11 protein-coding genes are annotated in these 18,668 nt (G+C 68.2%); all 11 read left to right on the top strand.

Annotation, left to right across the window (positions count from 1 at the left end):
- Positions 1-28: 28 nt before the first annotated feature.
- Positions 29-556, top strand: coding sequence for a hypothetical protein (locus tag ISP25_RS10900; protein ID WP_404613830.1), 528 nt, complete (start codon positions 29-31; stop codon positions 554-556).
- An 82-nt stretch (positions 557-638) separates the two neighbouring features.
- Complete coding sequence (locus tag ISP25_RS10895) at positions 639-1,262, top strand: TIGR00645 family protein (protein ID WP_192158735.1); 624 nt, start codon at positions 639-641, stop codon at positions 1,260-1,262.
- 147 nt (positions 1,263-1,409) lie between these two features.
- Complete coding sequence (locus ISP25_RS10890; protein WP_404613828.1) at positions 1,410-2,663, top strand: efflux RND transporter periplasmic adaptor subunit; 1,254 nt, start codon at positions 1,410-1,412, stop codon at positions 2,661-2,663.
- A 161-nt stretch (positions 2,664-2,824) separates the two neighbouring features.
- A complete protein-coding gene (locus ISP25_RS10885) occupies positions 2,825-3,589 on the top strand; it encodes an ABC transporter ATP-binding protein (protein WP_192158739.1) in 765 nt (254 codons plus the stop codon).
- Positions 3,586-6,021 carry an ABC transporter permease gene (locus tag ISP25_RS10880; protein ID WP_404613826.1) on the top strand — a complete coding sequence of 812 codons (2,436 nt, stop codon included), beginning with the start codon at positions 3,586-3,588 and terminating at the stop codon, positions 6,019-6,021. Before ISP25_RS10885 ends, ISP25_RS10880 begins: the two co-directional genes overlap by 4 nt.
- Before the next feature lie 77 nt (positions 6,022-6,098).
- Positions 6,099-8,552, top strand: coding sequence for an ABC transporter permease (locus tag ISP25_RS10875; protein ID WP_404613824.1), 2,454 nt, complete (start codon positions 6,099-6,101; stop codon positions 8,550-8,552).
- A 33-nt stretch (positions 8,553-8,585) separates the two neighbouring features.
- Complete coding sequence (locus ISP25_RS10870) at positions 8,586-11,042, top strand: ADOP family duplicated permease (RefSeq protein ID WP_404613822.1); 2,457 nt, start codon at positions 8,586-8,588, stop codon at positions 11,040-11,042.
- A gap of 2 nt (positions 11,043-11,044) precedes the next feature.
- Entirely contained in the window at positions 11,045-13,465 is a 2,421-nt protein-coding gene (locus tag ISP25_RS10865; protein ID WP_404613820.1) for an ADOP family duplicated permease, read from the top strand.
- 19 nt (positions 13,466-13,484) lie between these two features.
- Positions 13,485-15,899, top strand: coding sequence for an ADOP family duplicated permease (locus ISP25_RS10860; protein ID WP_404613818.1), 2,415 nt, complete (start codon positions 13,485-13,487; stop codon positions 15,897-15,899).
- A 28-nt stretch (positions 15,900-15,927) separates the two neighbouring features.
- Entirely contained in the window at positions 15,928-17,319 is a 1,392-nt protein-coding gene (locus ISP25_RS10855) for a sigma-54-dependent transcriptional regulator (RefSeq protein ID WP_404613816.1), read from the top strand.
- The gene (locus tag ISP25_RS10850) at positions 17,309-18,661 is read left to right on the top strand and encodes a sensor histidine kinase (RefSeq protein ID WP_404613814.1); all 1,353 of its coding nucleotides are present in this window, start codon (positions 17,309-17,311) and stop codon (positions 18,659-18,661) included. Before ISP25_RS10855 ends, ISP25_RS10850 begins: the two co-directional genes overlap by 11 nt.
- Positions 18,662-18,668 lie beyond the last annotated feature (7 nt).

The following is an 18,668-nucleotide window of genomic DNA, read 5'->3' as shown; positions in this document are numbered from 1 at the left end:
GCTGAAGCAGTGGCTATGCGCCGCGGTGATGGCGATGCTGGTGATGGGGCATGCGGGAAATGCCGTGGCGCAGGAAGGCGCTTCGTCCGGCAACCGGCAGTTGCGACGGCTGCTGATCGATTACCACATCGCGCAGATCATGCAGCTGGGCGTCCAGCGAGGTATAGCGCAGCTGCCGCCTTCCTCCGCCCAGAATGCCGTGCTCCTGCAGATGAGCCGACAACTCGGCATGACCTCCGATGCGACGTTCGCGGAGATCGTGACGCCCTCGCTGCGCGACTGCATTTCCGAGGATCGCGCGCGCGTGGTGGCCGATTTTCTGGAGACGGGCTCCGGCCAGGCGCTGATTGCCTGGGTAATCCAGAGCTTTCAACATCCGGGGCAGGCCATCCCCCGCCCCGACCTGGATCGGAACCTCGCCCAGTCGTTTGAGGCGAGCGGAGGTTCGGCGGCGCTCAAGCAATTTTCCGTCTGTGTAAACGATCCTGCACGCCAGCAGCAGATGGCTGTCGCACTGGTGCATTACGCGACGCGCCAGCCGGGCGATGCGAACTGAGCCGGGCCGTCGGATTCGCCGCGCTGGCGGCGCGCATAGTGTGTGCCCGCTACGCTGACGCAGCATCAACCGGGAGTTTCCCATGTCCGACCGTCCCGTACCCAAGCTCAGCCCGCTGCCTCTGCTGATCTTCAACGCACGCTGGTTGCAGTTGCCGCTCTACCTCGGCCTGATCGTGGTGCAGTGCGTCTACGTGTTCCTGTTCGGCAAGGAGCTGTGGCACCTGATCCGCGAGGCGCCGAAGCTGGGCGAGCAGGAGATCATGCTGATCGTGCTCGGCCTGATCGACGTGGTGATGATCTCCAACCTCCTCGTCATGGTGATCGTGGGCGGCTACGAGACCTTCATCTCGCGCCTCGGGCTGGAGAACCACCCCGACCAGCCGGAGTGGCTCAGCCACGTCAACGCCTCGGTGCTGAAGGTGAAGCTGGCGATGGCGATCATCGGGATTTCCTCGATCCATCTGCTGAAGACCTTCATTGCCGCCGGTGCGCTGCAGGGGATGCCGTTCTGTTCGCCGGCGGAACTGACGGCCATTGCCGAGAGCAGCGAAGCCGCCACCGGGCTGCAGTGCGCCACCCTTACACCGGTGGGGGTGATGTGGCAGACCATCATCCATTCGGTATTCATCCTCTCGGCCATCGGCATCGCATGGACCGACCGCATCATGCAGGCAGGCTTGCACAGGCAGCGCGAGGCGGATTGACCGCAAGCGGGCGTCCGTTTGCGGACGCGGCGATCCGGATGCGGACGGTGCCTCGCCATGCCTGTCGGCGGCACGGGAAACTACCCTTGATTCGCAAGGCATTTTTGCGCGGATAGATGCTGGCACGCGGCTTGCCATGTATCGCGCATGGATATCGCAAACCCGATGTATGGCATCCGCAAGCGCCGACGGCTGCGCCTCATGGTGGCGGCCTGCGCCTCCCTCGTGGCCGTGCTGGCCGTGCTGGTCTGGCGGTTGGGGCCGGCGTTGCCTGCGGCGGACCGCGGCAGCCTGTGGATCGATGCCGTGCAGCAGGGCGACATGCTGCGCGAAGTGCGTGCCACCGGCACGTTGGTGCCGCGCGAGATCCGCTGGTTGGCGGCCGCCACGCCGGCACAGGTGGAGAAGATCCTCGTATGGCCCGGCACGCAGGTGCAGCCGGATACCGTCTTGATGCAGCTCTCCGACCCGCAGGTGGAGGACGCGCTGCGCAACGCGCAGGCGCAGGTGGCTGCGGCACAGGCCGAGGTCGCCGCCAAGAGCGCCGAACTCGAGTCGCAATTGCTCGACCAGCGTTCCGCCCTCGCCCAGGCGCAGTCCGATTACGCGTCGGCCAAGGTCAAGGCCGAGGCCGACACCATCGCGATCAAGGCGCAGGTGATCCCGCGCGTGCAGTACGAGCAGGGCCAGATTGCCTTGAAGCAGTTGAACGGCCGGATGCAGATCGAACAGCAGCGCGTCGCCGCGTTCGCCGCCAGCATGAAGGCGCAGATCGACGCGGTGCGGGCCGCGCTGGTGCAGCAGCAGAGCAACCTGCAGTTGCGCCAGCGCCAAGCCGACGCATTGCAGGTGAAGGCCGGCATCGCCGGCGTGCTGCAGGAAGTGGCAGTGCAGGAAGGTGCCCAGGTCGCCGCCGGCGCCAACCTCGCGCGCGTGGCGGTGCCCGACGTGCTGATCGCGCGGCTGCAGGTGCCCGAGGTGCAGGCCAAGGACGTGGCCATGGGCATGCCGGTCAGCGTGGACACGCACAACGGCGTCGTCGACGGCAAGGTGGAGCGCATCGATCCGGCCGTGCGTAACGGCAGCGTGCAAGTGGACGTGGTGCTCACCGGCAAGCTGCCGCCCGGTGCGCGGCCCGACCTCTCGGTGGATGGCCGCATCCTGATCGCGCAGCTGCGCGACGTGCTCTCGGTAGGGCGTCCCGCGCTCGCCCAGGCCGATGCCGACCTCAGCCTGTTCCGCCTCGACCCCGACGGCAACACCGCCACGCGCGTGCCGGTGCGCATCGGCGCCGCCTCGGTAGATCGCGTGCAGATACTGCGTGGACTCAAGGTCGGCGACCGGGTGGTCCTTTCCGACGCCAGCCAGTGGGACAAATACGACCGCATCAAGTTGAAGTGAGCAACGAAGTTGAACCCCTCTCCCTTCGGGCCGCCTTCATGCGGGCCATCCATGGCCCGCACCCTTCGGGCGGCGATCGCCGTGCAAATCGGCAGTCCTGCCGATTTGTCTCCCGGAGGGGAAGGAAAACCGCACAAACCCAAGAAGAAATGGACATACCCATGACCAACCCCGCCAACGTCATCACCCTCGACGGCCTGCGCAAGGTGTTCCAGACCGACGAGGTAGAAACCCACGCGCTCAGCGACGTGCACCTTACCGTCGCGCGCGGCGAGTACGTCTCCATCTCCGGGCCGTCCGGCTGCGGCAAGACCACGCTGCTGTCCATCCTCGGCCTGCTCGACACCGCCAGCGGCGGCAGCTATGTGCTGAACGGCCACGACGTCGCCGGGCTCAACGCCGCGCAACGGGCGCGCATCCGCAACGCCGAGATCGGCTTCATTTTCCAGGCGTTCAACCTGATCGGCGACCTCACCGTGCAGGAGAACGTCGAGCTGCCGCTTACCTATCGCGGCGGCATCGACAACGCGGAGCGTCGCGCGCGCGTGCAGGAGGCGTTGGAACGTGTGGGCATGGCGCACCGCATGCGGCACTATCCCGCCCAGCTTTCCGGCGGTCAGCAACAGCGCGTGGCGGTGGCGCGCGCGCTGGTCGGCAGGCCTGCGCTCCTGCTCGCCGACGAACCCACCGGCAACCTCGACTCGCGCAACGGCGAGGCGGTGATGGCCCTGCTCGACGAGCTGCACAAGGGCGGCGCCACCATCTGCATGGTCACCCATGACGCCCGCTACGCCGAACTCGCGCAGCGCAAGGTGCGCCTGTTCGACGGCCGCGTGGTGGACGAGGAAACCTTCGACCGCCTGCGCCGCGAGGATGAATCGCGCCTCGACGCGCTGATCGGCCAGCGCATCGAGGTGGGTGCGTGAACGTCTGGCTCGCCGAGGTCTGGCGGGCATGGCGGGCCAGCCTGCGCCGGCCCGGTTTCCTGTTGCTGGCGAGTGGCGTGCTGGCGCTGGGCATCGGCGCCAACGCCGTTGCGTTCAACCTGGTCGACCAGATACTGCTCAAGCCGTTGCCGGTGCCGCAAGCATCGCGGTTGTTGGCCGTGGGCAGGCTGGAGCCGCGATGGCCGCCGCAGGTAAGCGTGCGGCAGTACGAGGCATTACAACACCTGGAGGGCGTGCGCTCGATCGGCCTGCAGTCGTTCGTCACGGCGACGCTCAACATCGCGGGCAACGGCGTGCCGCAGCAGGTGGCCGCGGCCTACATCGACCACAACCTGCTGCCCACGATGGGCATACAGCCCCAGTTCGGGCGCAATTTCGTGGCGGGCGAGGACGGCACGCAACCGGCGCCGGTCGTCCTGCTAAGCCATGCCTTCTGGAAGCTTCGTTACAACGGCAATCCGGACGCGATCGGCCAGAGCCTGAAAGTGGAGGGCATGCCGCACACCATCATCGGCGTGCTGCCCGAAACCTTCGACGCAACGACGTTGAACGGCGGCGACATCCTGCTGCCGGCCAAGCTGACACCCGACGGCTCCGGCGATCAACTCGGCTACGTCGCGGTGGCCAGCCTCGCCGATGGCGCGACGCCTGCCGCCGTAGGCGCGCAGGTGGAAGCACGGTTGAAGGCGGTCGCCGACCGTTCTGCCACGGATCGCGGCATGCACGTCCGTTACGGCGCGATGGATTATCAGGCCGCCAAGAACGTGCAACTCGGCACCGTGCTGGTGTTGTTCCAAGCTTGCGCGCTGCTGGTTCTGCTGATCGCCCTGGTCAACGTGACGAACCTTCTGCTGCTGCGCGCACTGGCACGACATCGCGACATCGCGGTGCGCAGCGCGATGGGCGCATCGAGCTTGCGCATGGCCGTGCCGTTGCTCGGTGAAAGCCTGCTGGTGGGTCTGTCCGGTGCCGGTTTTGGCGTGCTGCTTGCGCTGCTGGGCGTGGCGATCCTGCTCGGCATTCTCCCGGCCGAAGTCACTGGCGGCGAAATGCATCTGGGCATGCACACCGTGGTGCTGACGGTGCTGGTGTCGCTGATTGCGACGTTGGTGTCGGCGATGCTCGGATTGTGGCGTGCCCGCGCCATCTCTTCGTTCGACGATTTGCGCGAGGGTGGCCGCAGTGGCGGAACGCGTTACCAGGGACGGATCTACAGCGCGCTGGTGATCGCGCAGGTGACGCTGGCAGTGGCGCTGCTGTGCGCGTGTGGCAGCTTCCTGCGCGCGTCCTGGAACAACGCACATTTGCGCTGGGGCTTCGACTACACCAACGTGGCGACACTCGCGTTGTCCCCGGTGCGGGCCGATTACCCGGACGTACAGTCGGTGACGGAGTTGTCGCGGCGACTGGTCGACCGCATGCGCCAGTTGCCCGGCGTGCTCGACGTGGTGGCTGCCACCAGCCTGCCGGTGAACGACTACTTCAGTACCTTCGGCATGCCTGCGCATGCGCAAGGCCAGATGCCGACGTACGTGTACTACCGTGCCGTGGGCACGGATTATTTTCGCTTGTTCGGCATGCGCCTGCTGCGTGGACGCCTGTTCACGCGGGACGACAGCAAGGGTGGCGAGGCCGTGGCGATCGTCAGCCAGACGGCGGCCAGGCGGATGTACGGCGGCCACGCGCTGGGCCAGCAGGTGCTGATGGACGATGCAGCCCATCCAGGCCAGCCGTGGACGGCGCGCATCGTTGGCGTGGTCGACGACACCTTCCCGCAGCAGGGTGTCGGGCGGATTCCGTCTGAGCTTTACGTGCCGCTGGCGCAGATGGCCGATGCGCTCATGACCCGCTACCGGACGATTGGGCCGATGCACTACGCACTGCGCGTACAGGGCGACCTCGCCAGCTATGGCGAGGCGCTGCGCGCGGTCGTCGCCGAGGTGGCGCCGGAGCAGCCGGTGGCAGCGATGGGCAGCATGCGCGAAGCCGTTGCCGAGCAACTGGACGGCACGCAGACCGGCGCATGGATCAGTGGCGTGTTCGCGGCACTGGCCATGCTGCTCGCCGGCACCGGCCTGTATGCGGTGATGTCGGTCGCGGTGGCGGCGCGCGAGCACGAGCTGGGCGTGCGCGCGGCACTGGGTGCGTCGCCGATGCGACTGGCCACACTGATGCTGAGTGGCGGCATGGCACGGATCGCGGTCGGCCTGACGTTGGGGCTGATCCTGGCCGGGGTGTTCTCGCGCGTGCTGAGTACCTCGTTCAACCAGCTCGGCACGGACGGAGCATTCGGCCCATGGGTCGCGGGCGGCGTCTGCGTGCTGTTGCTGGCCTTCGGCCTGCTTGCCTGCCTTGTGCCCGCCATCCGCGCGGGCCGGATCCAGCCCATGCGTGTCCTGCAGGGGGATTAGCCCATGGATTCCGCAACGGTATGCCGGGCGTCGCCTTGGCCAAACATCACGGACCACTTGCACGTGGAGACAGCTGCATGAACACCTGGCTTACCGAGATCGGGCAGGCATGGCGCGCCAGCCTGCGCAGGCCGGGCTTCCTGTTGCTGGCGGCGGGCGTGCTGGCGCTGGGCGTGGGCTCGGCCAGCGCCGTGTTCACCATGATCGACGGCGTGCTGCTGCGGCCCATGCCTTATCCCGAGCCGCAGCGGCTGGTGGCGCTTGGCGAGGTCGAACAAGGCAATGTGGTGGGTGCGTCGCCGCAGCAATACCAGCAACTGGCTGGTTTGCCGGGTGCGGATTCGCTCGGCATCTTCAAGAGCGATCCTCTCGCCACGAACATCGCTGGCGATGGCGAGCCGGTGCAGGTGCAAGCGCAGGAATTCGACCACACCCTGCTGCCCACGCTGCGCGTGCAGCCTGTGCTTGGCCGCAACTTCACCGCGCCGGAAGACCAGCCGCACGGAGCGCCGGCGGTGCTGCTCTATCACGGTTTCTGGCTGCGCCGCTTCGGCGGCAATCCTGCGGTGGTCGGAAAGACGATGCAGGTGGAAGGCGTTGCGCACACCATCGTCGGCGTGTTGCCGGCGGGTTTCGACCTCGGCCAGGCATCGATCGCGTTGCCGGTCGCATTCCGCGCGAACACACCGAACGACTCTACCGACTACACCGCGGTGGCGCGTCTGGCCCCCGGCTTTTCCCGCGAGGCGCTGGCTGCGCAAGTGCAGACACGGCTGCATGCCTTCTACGTGACGCAAGGCCACAAGGCATACGCCAGCGATTACTGGCTACGGGCGCATTTCGGCACGCAGGATTTCGGTGCGGAAGAACACCAGGGCTCGCGTGCGACCTCGTTGATGTGGCTGGCCAGTGCCGCACTGTTGCTGCTGATCGCGCTGGTCAACCTCACCAACCTGATGATGCTGCGTGCGATGGGGCGCAGCCACGATGCCTCCGTGCGCGGTGCGCTCGGTGCTTCGCCGTGGCGCGTGGCGCTGCCTTCGATGGCCGAGGGCGTACTAGTCGGTCTGCTCGGCGTGTTGCTCGGGCAGGCATTGGCAGGCATGGGCCTGTCGGCGATACGCACGTGGATGCCGGCCGATTGGATGGTGGTGGACTGGACGCGTCCCGGCGGCCTGAGTCTCGGCTGGTCGGCATGGGCGCTGGCTATTGCGGTCGGTCTGTTCGGCGCGCTGGTCGCCACCTTGCTGGGCTTGTGGCGTGGCCACGCCGCACTGTCGGCAGACAGCTTGCGCGAAGGCGGCCGCAGCGGCTTCAGCCGGCGCAGCGGTCTGTTGGGTCGCGTGCTGGTGATCGCCCAGGTGGCGCTGGCCTCGCTGCTGCTTTGCGCGGCCGGCGTGTTCCTGCGCACCCTGCTCGACAACGCGAAGGTGGACCTCGGCTTTGATGCGCGTGGTGTGCTCACCTTCGAACTCGCGCCGGTCAAGACGACCTATCCCGACGCCGCTTCCGTGCAGCTCTTGTCGCAGCGGCTGGTCGAACGCCTGCGCCAGATTCCCGGCGTGCGCCAGGCCGCGGTGGGTACCAACCTGCCGGCAGGCGATTTCAGCGGCCAGTGGCGGATGAACATGCATGTGCCGGGTGGCGAGGATTTCAACGCACAGTTACATGCGGCTGATCCGGGCTTCTTCGGGGTATTCGGCATACGCCTGCTGCAGGGTCGCCTGTTCGCCGACGCCGATGTGCGGGGTGGTGAGGCGGTGGCCATCGTCAACCAGAAATTCGCCGACCAGCACTACCACGGCCGTGCGCTGGGCCAGATCATCCAGCGCGGCTCGGGCGCGGACATGCTGTCGGCGCGCATCGTGGGCGTGGTGGCCAGCACCTGGCAGTTCGGCCCGGAAGATCCGGATGCGGCGACGCCCATCCTCTACCTGCCGCTGGCGCAGATGCCGGACGACATATTGCGCGCGTTCCGCACCTACGAGCCGCTGCGCTTCGCCATCAAGGTACAGGGCAGCCCCGACGGCTACGGTGATGCGGTGAAGCAGGCGGTGGCCGAAGTGGCGCCCTACCAGCCGATCAACCACGTGTACAGCATGGCGTGGATCGTGCGCGACATCACCAGAGATACGAAATTCGACCTCATGCTGGTCGGCTTGCTGGGTGGTCTTGCGCTGCTGCTGGCCGGTGTGGGCATGTATGCGGTGATGGCGGTGGCGGTCGCCGCGCGCGAACGCGAGTTCGGCGTGCGCGCCGCTCTGGGCGCGTCGCCGCGTCGCCTGTTGCTGCTGGTGTTGCGTGGAGGCCTGCTGCAGATCGTGCTGGGTCTCGCGGCCGGCGTGGTGCTGGGCGCAGCCGGCGCGGGCGTGCTGCGCGCGGTGGTGGTGCAGCTGGGACGCAGCGTGTTCGATCCCTGGGCCGTACTCGTCGCCTGCGTGGTGCTTGCGTGTGCCGGCGTGCTGGCCTGCCTGGTGCCTGCCGTGCGGGCAGGGCGGACGGCGCCGATGCACGCCTTGCGCGGAGAGTGAAGCAATGGAAGCAATGGAAGAGGCGATTCGCATATGAACATCTGGCTCACCGAAGTCTGGCGCGCGTGGCGCGCCATGCTCCGCCGCCCCGGCTATCTGACCCTGGCCGTCGGCGTGCTGGCGCTCGGCATCGGCGCCAGCGTGGCGGTGTTCGCCCTGGTCAATGCGATGCTGCTGCAGCCGCTGGCGTATCCGCGCGCCTCGGAACTGGTACAGGTGGGGCAGGAAAAATACGGCGTCGCCTACTGGATATCGCCCAGCGAATACCAGCACCTGCTGCCGTTGCAGGGCGCGCGGTCGCTGGGCCTGATCGAGGCGGATGCGTTGCCCGTCAACATCGCCGGCGACGGTACACCTGAGCTGGTGCCGGCCATTCACGCGGATCACGGCTACCTGCCGACGCTCGAAATCAAACCGCTGCTGGGTCGCAATTTCACGGAGGACGAGGATCGCCCGAACGGCCCGAAGGCGGTGATGCTGAGCCACGGGTTCTGGCTGCGTCGCTATGGCGGCAATGCCGGCGTGATCGGCCGTGTCCTGTCGATCGAGGGAGTCGCGCACGCCATCGTCGGCGTGCTGCCGGAGGGCGTCGACCTCAAGCAGGGCGACCTCGTATTGCCTGTCGCCTTTTCGCTCGAGAGCACGGACGACGACAGCAACAATTACCGGGCAATCGCCAGGCTCGCGCCCGGGGCGACGGCGGCCTCGGTCGGAGCGGAGGTCGACACGCGGCTGCATGCGGTGTTCGCGGCGAAGCACGACGCCGGAAGCGAGTACATGAGGGGCCTGCGGTTCCGCGCCGACGATCTCAAGACCGCGATGCGGGTCAATGCGCGGCCGGTGCTGACGATGTTCCTGGCGAGTGCGTCACTGGTGTTGCTGATCGCGTGGGTGAACCTCGCCAACCTCATGCTGCTGCGCATCTTGTCGCACGGTCACGATGCGGCGGTCCGGGGGGCGCTGGGTGCATCGTGGGGGCGGCAGGTATCGCCGATGTTGTCGGAGGGCGTACTGATCGGCCTCGGCGGTACGCTGACGGGGATCGCTCTGGGCTGGCTCGGGCTGAATCTGCTGAGCGGATTGATACCTCCGGAGTGGTTCGCAGGCAGTCGGCTGCATTTCAGTATCTCGACGGTGGCGGTGGCGTTCTGCCTTGGCATGGCTGCAGCGCTTCTGGCGGCGGCGCTGGGGTTTTGGCGCGGCCTGTCGGCCATATCGATGGAGGACTTGCGCGCGGGTGGACGCGGCAGTGCGGGGCATCGCGATGGCCCACTGGGACGCGTGCTGGTGATGGCACAGGTGGCCCTGGCCGCCACCCTGCTGTGTGCGGCAGGGTTGTTCCTGCACGCGCTGCATGACGCTGCGCATGTTCCGCTCGGATTTTCCAGCAAGGGCGTGTTTACCTTCGAGTTGGCGCCGGTCAAGGCCGACTATTCCGATGCCGCCTCGCTGCAGCAACTCACGCGGCGACTGCTGGATCGACTGCGCGCGCAGCCCGGCGTCGAGCGCGCCGCGGTCGGCACAGGCCTGCCGATGGGCGACAAGACGCAGAATTTCTACATGGGCTACGTCCATGCGCCCGGCGCGGAGGACCTGCTCGCGAACTCTCCCCAGGTTCGCGGTGTCGACCCGGACTATTTCCCGACCTTCGGCATCACTCCACGCGAAGGACGTGGCTTCCAGGATACGGACGTGAGAGGGGGCGAGCCGGTGGCCATCGTCAACCAGACGCTGGCCCAGCGTCTGTACGGAGGGCATGCGCTGGGCCAGGCCATCGACATCGGTACCGCCGAGAACAGCATCGGCGTTCGGCCGTTTTCCGCACGCATCGTCGGTGTCGTCGACGACATCAGTCCGTTCGGTCCCCTGGGTGACCGGGACGGCATCCTGTACCTGCCGATGCAGCAGGTGCCGGACGATCTGGCGGGCTTGATGCGCAACTACCTGCCGTTGCGTTTCGCACTGCGCGTGCACGGCGATCCGGAAAGCTATCGCGCCGCCGTCGCTGCCGCCGTCGCCGAGGTGGCGCCCGATCAGCCGATTGCCCACATGCGCAGCATGCAAAGCATCGTCAGCGGCACCACGGATGCCGCCCGCATGGATCTGCTGCTGATCGGAATCTTCGCGGTGCTGGCGCTGGCGCTGGCCGCCGCGGGCATCTACGCCGTGGTATCGGTGGCGGTGACATTGCGCGAGCGCGAATTCGGCGTGCGGCTGGCGCTGGGCGCATCGCCGTCGCGGCTGGTGCGCAGCGTGCTGCGTGGGGCGCTGCTGCAGATCGTTGTCGGGCTGGGCATGGGGCTGGGCATCGTCTTCGTCCTGGCGGGCGTGCTGCGCGCCGTCCTGGTGCAGATGCAGCGCAGCGTGTTCGATCCAGCAGTCTTGTTGATGGTTTGCCTGCTGTTGATGGCGGTAGGACTGCTGGCCTGCCTGTGGCCGGCGTTGCGCGCATCGCGTGTGCCGCCGATGCGCGCCTTGAGGGGAGAATGAAGATGATCGTGCGCGAATTCCGCGAGGCATGGCGACGGTTGATGCGACGACCGGGCTACGCCTTGCTGTCGGTGGGGATGCTGGGCGTCGGGCTGGGCGTGGTGCTGTTCCTGTTCGGCCTGGTCAACACGATGATCCTGCGGCCGCTGCCGTTTCCGCAGGCCGACCGGCTGATTGCGATTGGCGAGCAGCCGTCCAACGGCTACGGCATCGGCAGCATCAACAGCGACCAGTACCTGCAGTTGCAGGGGCATCTGCGCAGCGTGGACATGTACGGTGCCTATGCCACCGCGGGCTTCAACCTGGACAATGGTGGCGGCGCGAACTTTTCGCGCGGCAGCCTGCTCACCGCCTCGATGATGCAACTGCTGGGCGTGAAGCCCATTCTCGGCCGCGGCTTCATCGCCTCCGACGAGGTGCCTGGCGCGGCGCCCGTGGTGCTGCTGGGTGACGCGCTATGGCGGCACGATTTCCATGCCGACCCGCACATCGTGGGGCGTGCGGTGCAGGTGGATGGCGAACCGGCCACGGTGATCGGGGTGCTGCCGGCAGATTTCGGTTTTCCGCAGGCCAGCCGGTTGTGGATGCCGCTGCAGCTGAGACAGCGGCAGTATCTCGACATCCAGGGTGTGACCAGGTTGCTGCCGTCCGTCAACCTGGCGCAGGCGCGCGCGGAACTCGCCGCGCGGTCGGATGCGATGCAGCTTGCCCTGCCGGCGGATCAGCGCGGGCCTTCGCTGACGATCAAGCCGTTGGCCCTGAGCTTCATACCCGAGAACATCCGTGGCTGGGTGTGGATGATGTTCGGCGCCACCGGACTGGTGCTGCTGCTGGCCTGCGTCAACGTGGCAAACCTGCAGCTGGTGCAGACCCTGAACCGGCGCCGCGAGCTGGCCCTGCGCAGCGCGCTGGGCAGCGGCCACGGGCGCCTGATGGTCGGCGTGCTGGTGGAAAGCCTGCTGCTCAGCGTGGCGGCATTGGCGGTGGCCGTGCCGATCATGCAATTCGGCAATCGCTGGCTGGTCGGCGTGTTCATCGCCAGCGACAACCCACCGAACATGTTCCTCCGCTTCGGCATCGACGGCCGGGTGCTGCTGTTCGGCTTCGGCGTGGCCGTGCTGTGCACCGCGCTTGCCGGGCTGGTGCCTGCCTGGCGTGCTGCGCGCGCCGACGACCTGCAGGATGCACTCCGCGACGGCAGCAAGGGCTCAGGCAGCGGCTTCGTCCAGGTGGCGAAGGTGCTGGTAGTGGCCGAGGTGGTGCTGACCGTGGTGTTGCTGGTGGGCGCGGGCACGTTCGTGCGGGCGCTGGGCGCGTTGCTGGCGGAGCGCTCGGCGGGCGCCACGCATGCTGCGCAAGTGCTCACCGCGGACGTGGTCTTGCCGTCGGCCCGCTATGCGGGCGATGCGCAACGCATCCGCTTCCTGGATACCGTGGTCGAACGCCTGCGTAGCGATCCCGTCGTGGCCGACGCTTCCGCTTCGGACACCATTCCGAGCGCTGCATTGGGCAGCCACGAAGACGTTTCCCTGCCGGGCCGGCCGCAGCCGTCCGACGGTTGGCCGCGAGTACAGATGGGTATCGTCGATCCGCATTTCCTCGCCACCTATGGCGTGCATCTGCGTGCGGGGCGCTTCTTCGATGCGCGCGACCGCGCGGACAGCCCGCCGGTAGCCGTGGTCGACGCCAAGCTGGCCGAGGCGATGTGGCCGCATGGCGATGCGCTGGGCCGCAAGCTGGTGTTGTGGCCGGGTCGCATGCAGGCCCTCACGCTCACCGTCGTCGGCGTGATCGAACCGCTGCAGCTGGACAGCGCGCTGGAAAAGCCGCTGCCCGGCCTGCTGCTGCCGCTGGAGCAATCGGCGGGCCAGGGACCGCTGCGCCGCGGCATGGGGCTGGCGGTGCGCACGCATGCCGATGCGGAAACCTATGCACGGCAACTGGCCGCCGTGGTGCGCGAGGTGGACCCGCAAGTGGTGGTCCACGCGATGTACAGCCAGGCAAGGGCGATGGCGATATCGCGCCTCAGGATGCTGGTGTTGACCGAGGTGTTCGCGGTGCTCGGGGTGGTCGCGCTGCTGCTGGCCGGTGCAGGCCTGTACGGCGTGCTGGCGTTCTCGGTGGCGCAGCGCACGCGCGAGCTCGGCATCCGCCGCGCGATCGGCGCCGGGCACGGCGCCATCGTGCGCACGGTGGCGCGCCAGCTGGCGTGGCAGCTTGGCCTCGGGCTGGGTATCGGCCTGCTGCTTGCCGTGCCGGGATCGGGTGTGCTGGCCGACCCGGGTTTGCACACGCGCGCGCACGATCCGGCGGTGTTCGCTCCGGTATTGCTGTTGGTGATCGGCGTATCCGCACTTGCTGCGCTGGTGCCGCTGTTGCGCGCCTTGCGTGTCGATCCGGCGGTCGCGTTGCGCTATGAGTGAGATGGCAGGGAGAGTGGCGATGATCGTGCGCGAATTCCGCGAGGCGTGGCGGCGGCTCACCAGGCGACCGGGCTATGCGCTGTTGTCGGTGGCGGTGCTGGGCGTGGGGCTTGGGATCACGCTGTTCCTGTTCAGCGTGGTCGACACGATGGTCCTGCAACCGCTGCCGTTCCCGCATGCGGATCGGCTGATGGCGGTGGGCGACGTGCCCGACAACGGCAATGGCATCGGCAATATCGACAGCGACCAGTACCTGCTGCTGCGTGGGCACCTGCGCAGCGTGGATGCGCTCGGTGCGTACACGGAAGTCGGCGTGAACCTCGACCAGGAACGGGGCGCGACCTACCGGAATGGCACCCGGTTCACCGCCTCGATGATGGACATGCTGGGCGTGAAGCCGATCCTCGGACGCGCTTTCACCGCGGCCGACGATGCGCAGGGCGCGGCGCCGGTGGTGCTGTTGGGCGAGACGCTGTGGCGCCACGATTTCCGCGCCGATCCGAACATCGTGGGGCGCAGCGTGCGCATTGATGGCAGCTGGGCCACGGTGGTGGGCGTGTTGCCCGCGGGTTTCGATTTCCCGCAGGACAGCGAGCTGTGGATGCCGTTGCAGCTGGGCATTGGCCAGCACCGCAGTCTTTCCGGTGTGGCCAGGCTGGCACCCGGGGTCAGCCTGGCGCAGGCCCGGGCAGAACTGGCGACGAAGGCGAGCGAGCTGCGGCGTGCCTTGCCGGTGGAGCAGCGGGTGCGCGCGTCGACGATCAAGCCGCTGGCCCTGAGCTTCACTCCCGAGGATACGCGCGGCTGGTTGTGGCTGATGCTGGGCGCCGGCGGACTGGTGCTCCTGCTGGCCTGCGTCAACGTGGCGAACCTGCAGATGGTGCAGACCCTGAACCGGCGCCACGAGTTGGCCCTGCGCAGCGCGCTGGGTGGAGGCCGGGCGCGCCTGATGGCGGGCGCGCTGGTCGAGAGCCTGCTGCTGAGCGTGGCGTCGCTGGCATTGGCATGGCCGATCATGCGCGGCGCGGTGCGCTGGTTGCAGGTGTCGTTCGCCGCCACCGACAACCCGCTGCCTTCGGCGTACCGTTTTGATGCCGACGGCTGGATGCTGTTGTTCGCCTTCAGCGTTGCCGTGCTCAGCACCGCGGTCGTCGGGCTGATCCCGGCGTGGCGTGCGGCGCGCGCCGACCTGCAGGACGCGTTGCGCGACGGCAGCAAGGGCAGCAGCGGCGGTTTCGGCAAGGCGACCAGGACCATGGTGGTGGCCCAGGTCGCGCTGACCGTGGTGCTGCTGGTGGGGGCGGGCATGTTTGTGCGTGTCCTGGTCGGCTTGATGACGCAGAGCCCGGTCGGTGCCGCGCATGCCGCGAATGTGCTCACCGCCCAGTTCGCCATGCCGCGCGCGGAATATCCGCACGACGCGCAGCGCATCCGCTTCCTGGAAACCCTGGTCGAGCGCCTGCGCAGCGAGCCGGGCGTGGTCGACGCGACCGCGTCGAACACCATTCCCAGCACGATGCTGGGCAGTCGCGAGGATGTAGCACTGCCGGGCCAGGGGCAGCCGTCGGATGGCTGGCCGCAAGCAGAGATGGGCATCGTCGATGCGCATTTCCTCGACACCTACGGCGTACACCTGCGCGAGGGGCGCTTCTTCGACGCGCGCGATCGCGCAGGCAGCCAGCGGGTGGCGGTGATCGACGCGAAAATGGCCGCGGCGCTCTGGCCGGGCGACGATCCGTTGAATCGCACGCTGGTCCTGTATCCCGGCAAGCCACAGGCCGAGACGGTGACGATCGTCGGGGTGATCGAGCCGTTGCAACTCGCCAGCGCGCTCTCGAAATCGCAGCCGGGCCTGTTGCTGCCGCTGCTGCAGGCGGCGGGTGCGTCGCCCATGGACCGGGTCGGCGTGTCCGTGCGCACGCATGCCGATGCCGCGACGTGGACGCGGCACCTCATCGAGACGGCGCATGCCGTGGATCCGCAGGTGGCGGTGTTCGAGGTGTACAGCCAGGCGGCGGCGATGGCGATGTCGCGCACCAACCTGGTGGTGCTCACCGACATCTTCAGCGCGCTGGGCCTGGTCGCCTTGCTGCTGGCCGGCGCCGGCCTGTACGGCATGCTGGCGTTCTCGGTGGCGCAGCGCACGCGCGAGCTCGGCATCCGCCGCGCGATCGGCGCCGGGCATGGCGCCATCGTGCGCACGGTGGCACGGCAACTGGCGTGGCAACTCGGCCTGGGGCTGGGCATCGGCCTGCTGCTGGCCATACCGTGGTCCGGCATGCTGGCCGAGCCGGGCCTGCACACGCGCGCCCACGATCCGGCGGTGTTCGTGCCCGTGCTGCTGCTTGTGCTCGGCGTTTCCGCTTTCGCCGCGCTGGTGCCGCTGCTGCGCGCGCTGCGCGTCGATCCGGCCGTCGCCTTGCGCTACGAGTGATCGCTAAACTGCATGGATGAGCGAAGGCATGGCACGTGAACCGACCCCCACCATTCTGCTGGCCGACGATCAGGCCGACGTGCGTGAGGCGCTGCGCCTGCTGCTGAAGGCCGAGGGCATTGCCAGCGTGGGCGTGGCCGATCCCGTGGCAGCGTTGGAAGCGGTGCGCAGGCGCGAGTTCGCCTGTGCGCTGATCGACTGCAACTACTCGCGCGACACCACCTCGGGAGAGGAAGGGCTGGATCTGCTGGAGCGCCTGCGTCAATTCGCGCCCGAGCTGCCGGTGGTGGCGATGACGGCATGGGGCAACGTGCCGCTGACGGTGGCGGCCATGCGCAAAGGTGCCGCCGATTTCATCGAGAAGCCTTGGGACAACGCACGCCTCCTCAGCGTGCTGCGCACGCAGATCGCGCTCGCCGAAGCGGCGCGCAGGCAGCGTCGGCTGGAGGCGGAGAACGCGTTGCTGCGCGGCGATACAGGCGGGGATTTCATCGCCGAATCGCCGGCGATGCGCCGCGTGATGGCGCTGGTCGAGCGCATCGCGCCCAGCGACGCCAACGTGCTGGTGCTGGGCGAGAACGGCACCGGCAAGGGTGTGGTCGCGCAGTTGCTGCACCGGCACTCGGCGCGTGCGGCACATTCGCTGGTCAAGGTGAACATGGGCGGTATCGCCGAGAGCGTGTTCGAGTCGGAGATGTTCGGCCACGTGCGCGGTGCCTACACCGACGCCAAGAGCGAGCGCATCGGCCGCTTCGAACTGGCCGACGGCGGCACGCTGTTCCTCGACGAGGTGGGCAACGTGCCGGCCGCGCAGCAGCCGAAGCTGCTGCGCGTGCTGGAGGACGGCGAGTTCGAGCGGCTGGGTTCCTCGCGCACGCAGAAGGTGGACGTGCGGCTGGTCTCGGCCACCAACGCGGATCTTGCGGCCGAGGTGGCCGCGGGGCGTTTCCGCAAGGACCTGCTCTACCGCCTCAACACGCTGGAAGTGCGCCTGCCGCCGCTGCGCGAACGCGTGGAGGACATCCTGCCGCTGGCGCGTGCCTTTCTTGCCCGCAACGCGCAACGCTATGGCCGCGACGGGCTGCGGCTGGCGCCCTCGGCCGAGCGCACGCTCATGGCTTGGCGCTGGCCCGGCAATGTACGCGAACTGCAGCATCTGATGGAACGCGCCGTACTGCTCGCCGAACACGACGAGGTGGGTGCGGCCGCGCTGGCCTTCGGTGAGGCCGCTGCGCAGCCGGTGGCGGATCTCGACGGCATGACGCTGGAGCAGGCCGAGGCGCATCTGGTGCAGCGTGCGCTGGAACGCTTCGACGGCAACCTGCAGCGCGCCGCCGACGCGCTGGGCATCACCCGGCAGTCGTTGTACCGGCGGTTGGACAAGCACGACCTGCGCGACGGCGCCGTCGATGCCGACTGAGCAACCCGTGCAGCGCGCCGGCCGCATGCCGCGGTTCGAGCGGCGCGTGCTGCTCGGCAGCCTGCTGGTGGCGACGCCTCCCTTGCTTGCCTCGCTGGCGCTCGCCTGGATACCTATGGGCGAGCCGTTGCGCTGGACATGCGTGACCGTCGCCGTTGCCGCCGCCTTGCTGCTTGCGCGCTGGCAATACCACCGTGTGGTGTTCCCGCTGTACACATTGTCCGGCCTGTTGGAGGCATTGCGCCAAGGCGACTACAGCCTGCGCGGCGTGCATGGCGGCGTGCTGGGCGATGCGATCTACGACATCAACGCGCTGGCCGAGCGGCTGCAGCGCGAGCGGCTGGAGTTCGAGGAATCCTCCTATCTGCTCGGCAAGACGCTGGCGGCGTTGGACAGCGCGGTGTTCGTATTCGACGAGGGCCAGCGGCTGCGCTTGCTCAACCCGGCGGCGCAGCGCCTGCTGGATGCCGAGCGTCATCGCCTGTTCGGCCTCAGCGCTGCGGAGCTCGGTCTGGCTCCGCTGCTGGATGGGCCGGCCGCGCGCCTGCTCAGGCATGTATTCCCGGGGCGCAGCGGGCGCTTCGAGATCCGCCATGCGGCGTTGCGCAGCGGCGGACGCGGCGGCCGGCTGCTGGTGATCAATGACGTCGGCCGCGTGCTGCGCGAAGAGGAGCGTGCGGCGTGGCAGCGTCTGTTGCGCGTGCTGGGCCACGAGGTGAACAACTCGCTGGCGCCGATCCAGTCGATGGCCGGTACCTTGGCCACGCTGGTCGCCCGCGATCCCCTGCCGGAAGACTGGCGCGAAGATTTCCGCGGCGGGCTGGAACTGATCGGCCATCGCGCCGAGGCCCTGGGGCGCTTCCTTTCCAGCTACAGCAAACTGGCGCGCCTGCCGCCGCCGCAGCCGCGAGGGGTGGAGTTGTCCGCGCTGTTGGCGAAACTGGCGAAGCTGGAACAGCGCATGGCGGTGACGGTGGAAGCAGGCGAGCCGCTGACGGTGGCGGCAGACCCCGATCAGCTCGAGCAGGCGTTGATCAACCTCGTGCGCAATGCGGTGGAAGCCTCGCTTCCGGATGGCGGCGTGCGGCTGCGCTGGTGCCGCGACGGCGAGTGCGCCGTGATCGAAGTGGAAGACGACGGCCCCGGACCGCCGCCCAGCGACAACCTGTTCGTGCCGTTCTTCACCACCAAGCCCGGCGGTTCCGGCATCGGCCTGGCGCTGGCGCGTCAGATCGCCGAGGCGCACGAGGGCGGCGTGGCCTTGGTGGCGCGGGACGATGCGCGTGGCGCATTGGCGCGGCTGTGGTTGCCGAACCGCGTCGCGCCAGGAGAGCAGGGATAGGCCGCGC

It is taken from the genome of Rhodanobacter hydrolyticus (genome assembly GCF_044904645.1).
Note: the sequence above shows the minus strand (reverse complement) of the source record. Positions and strands in the feature narration are given on the sequence as shown.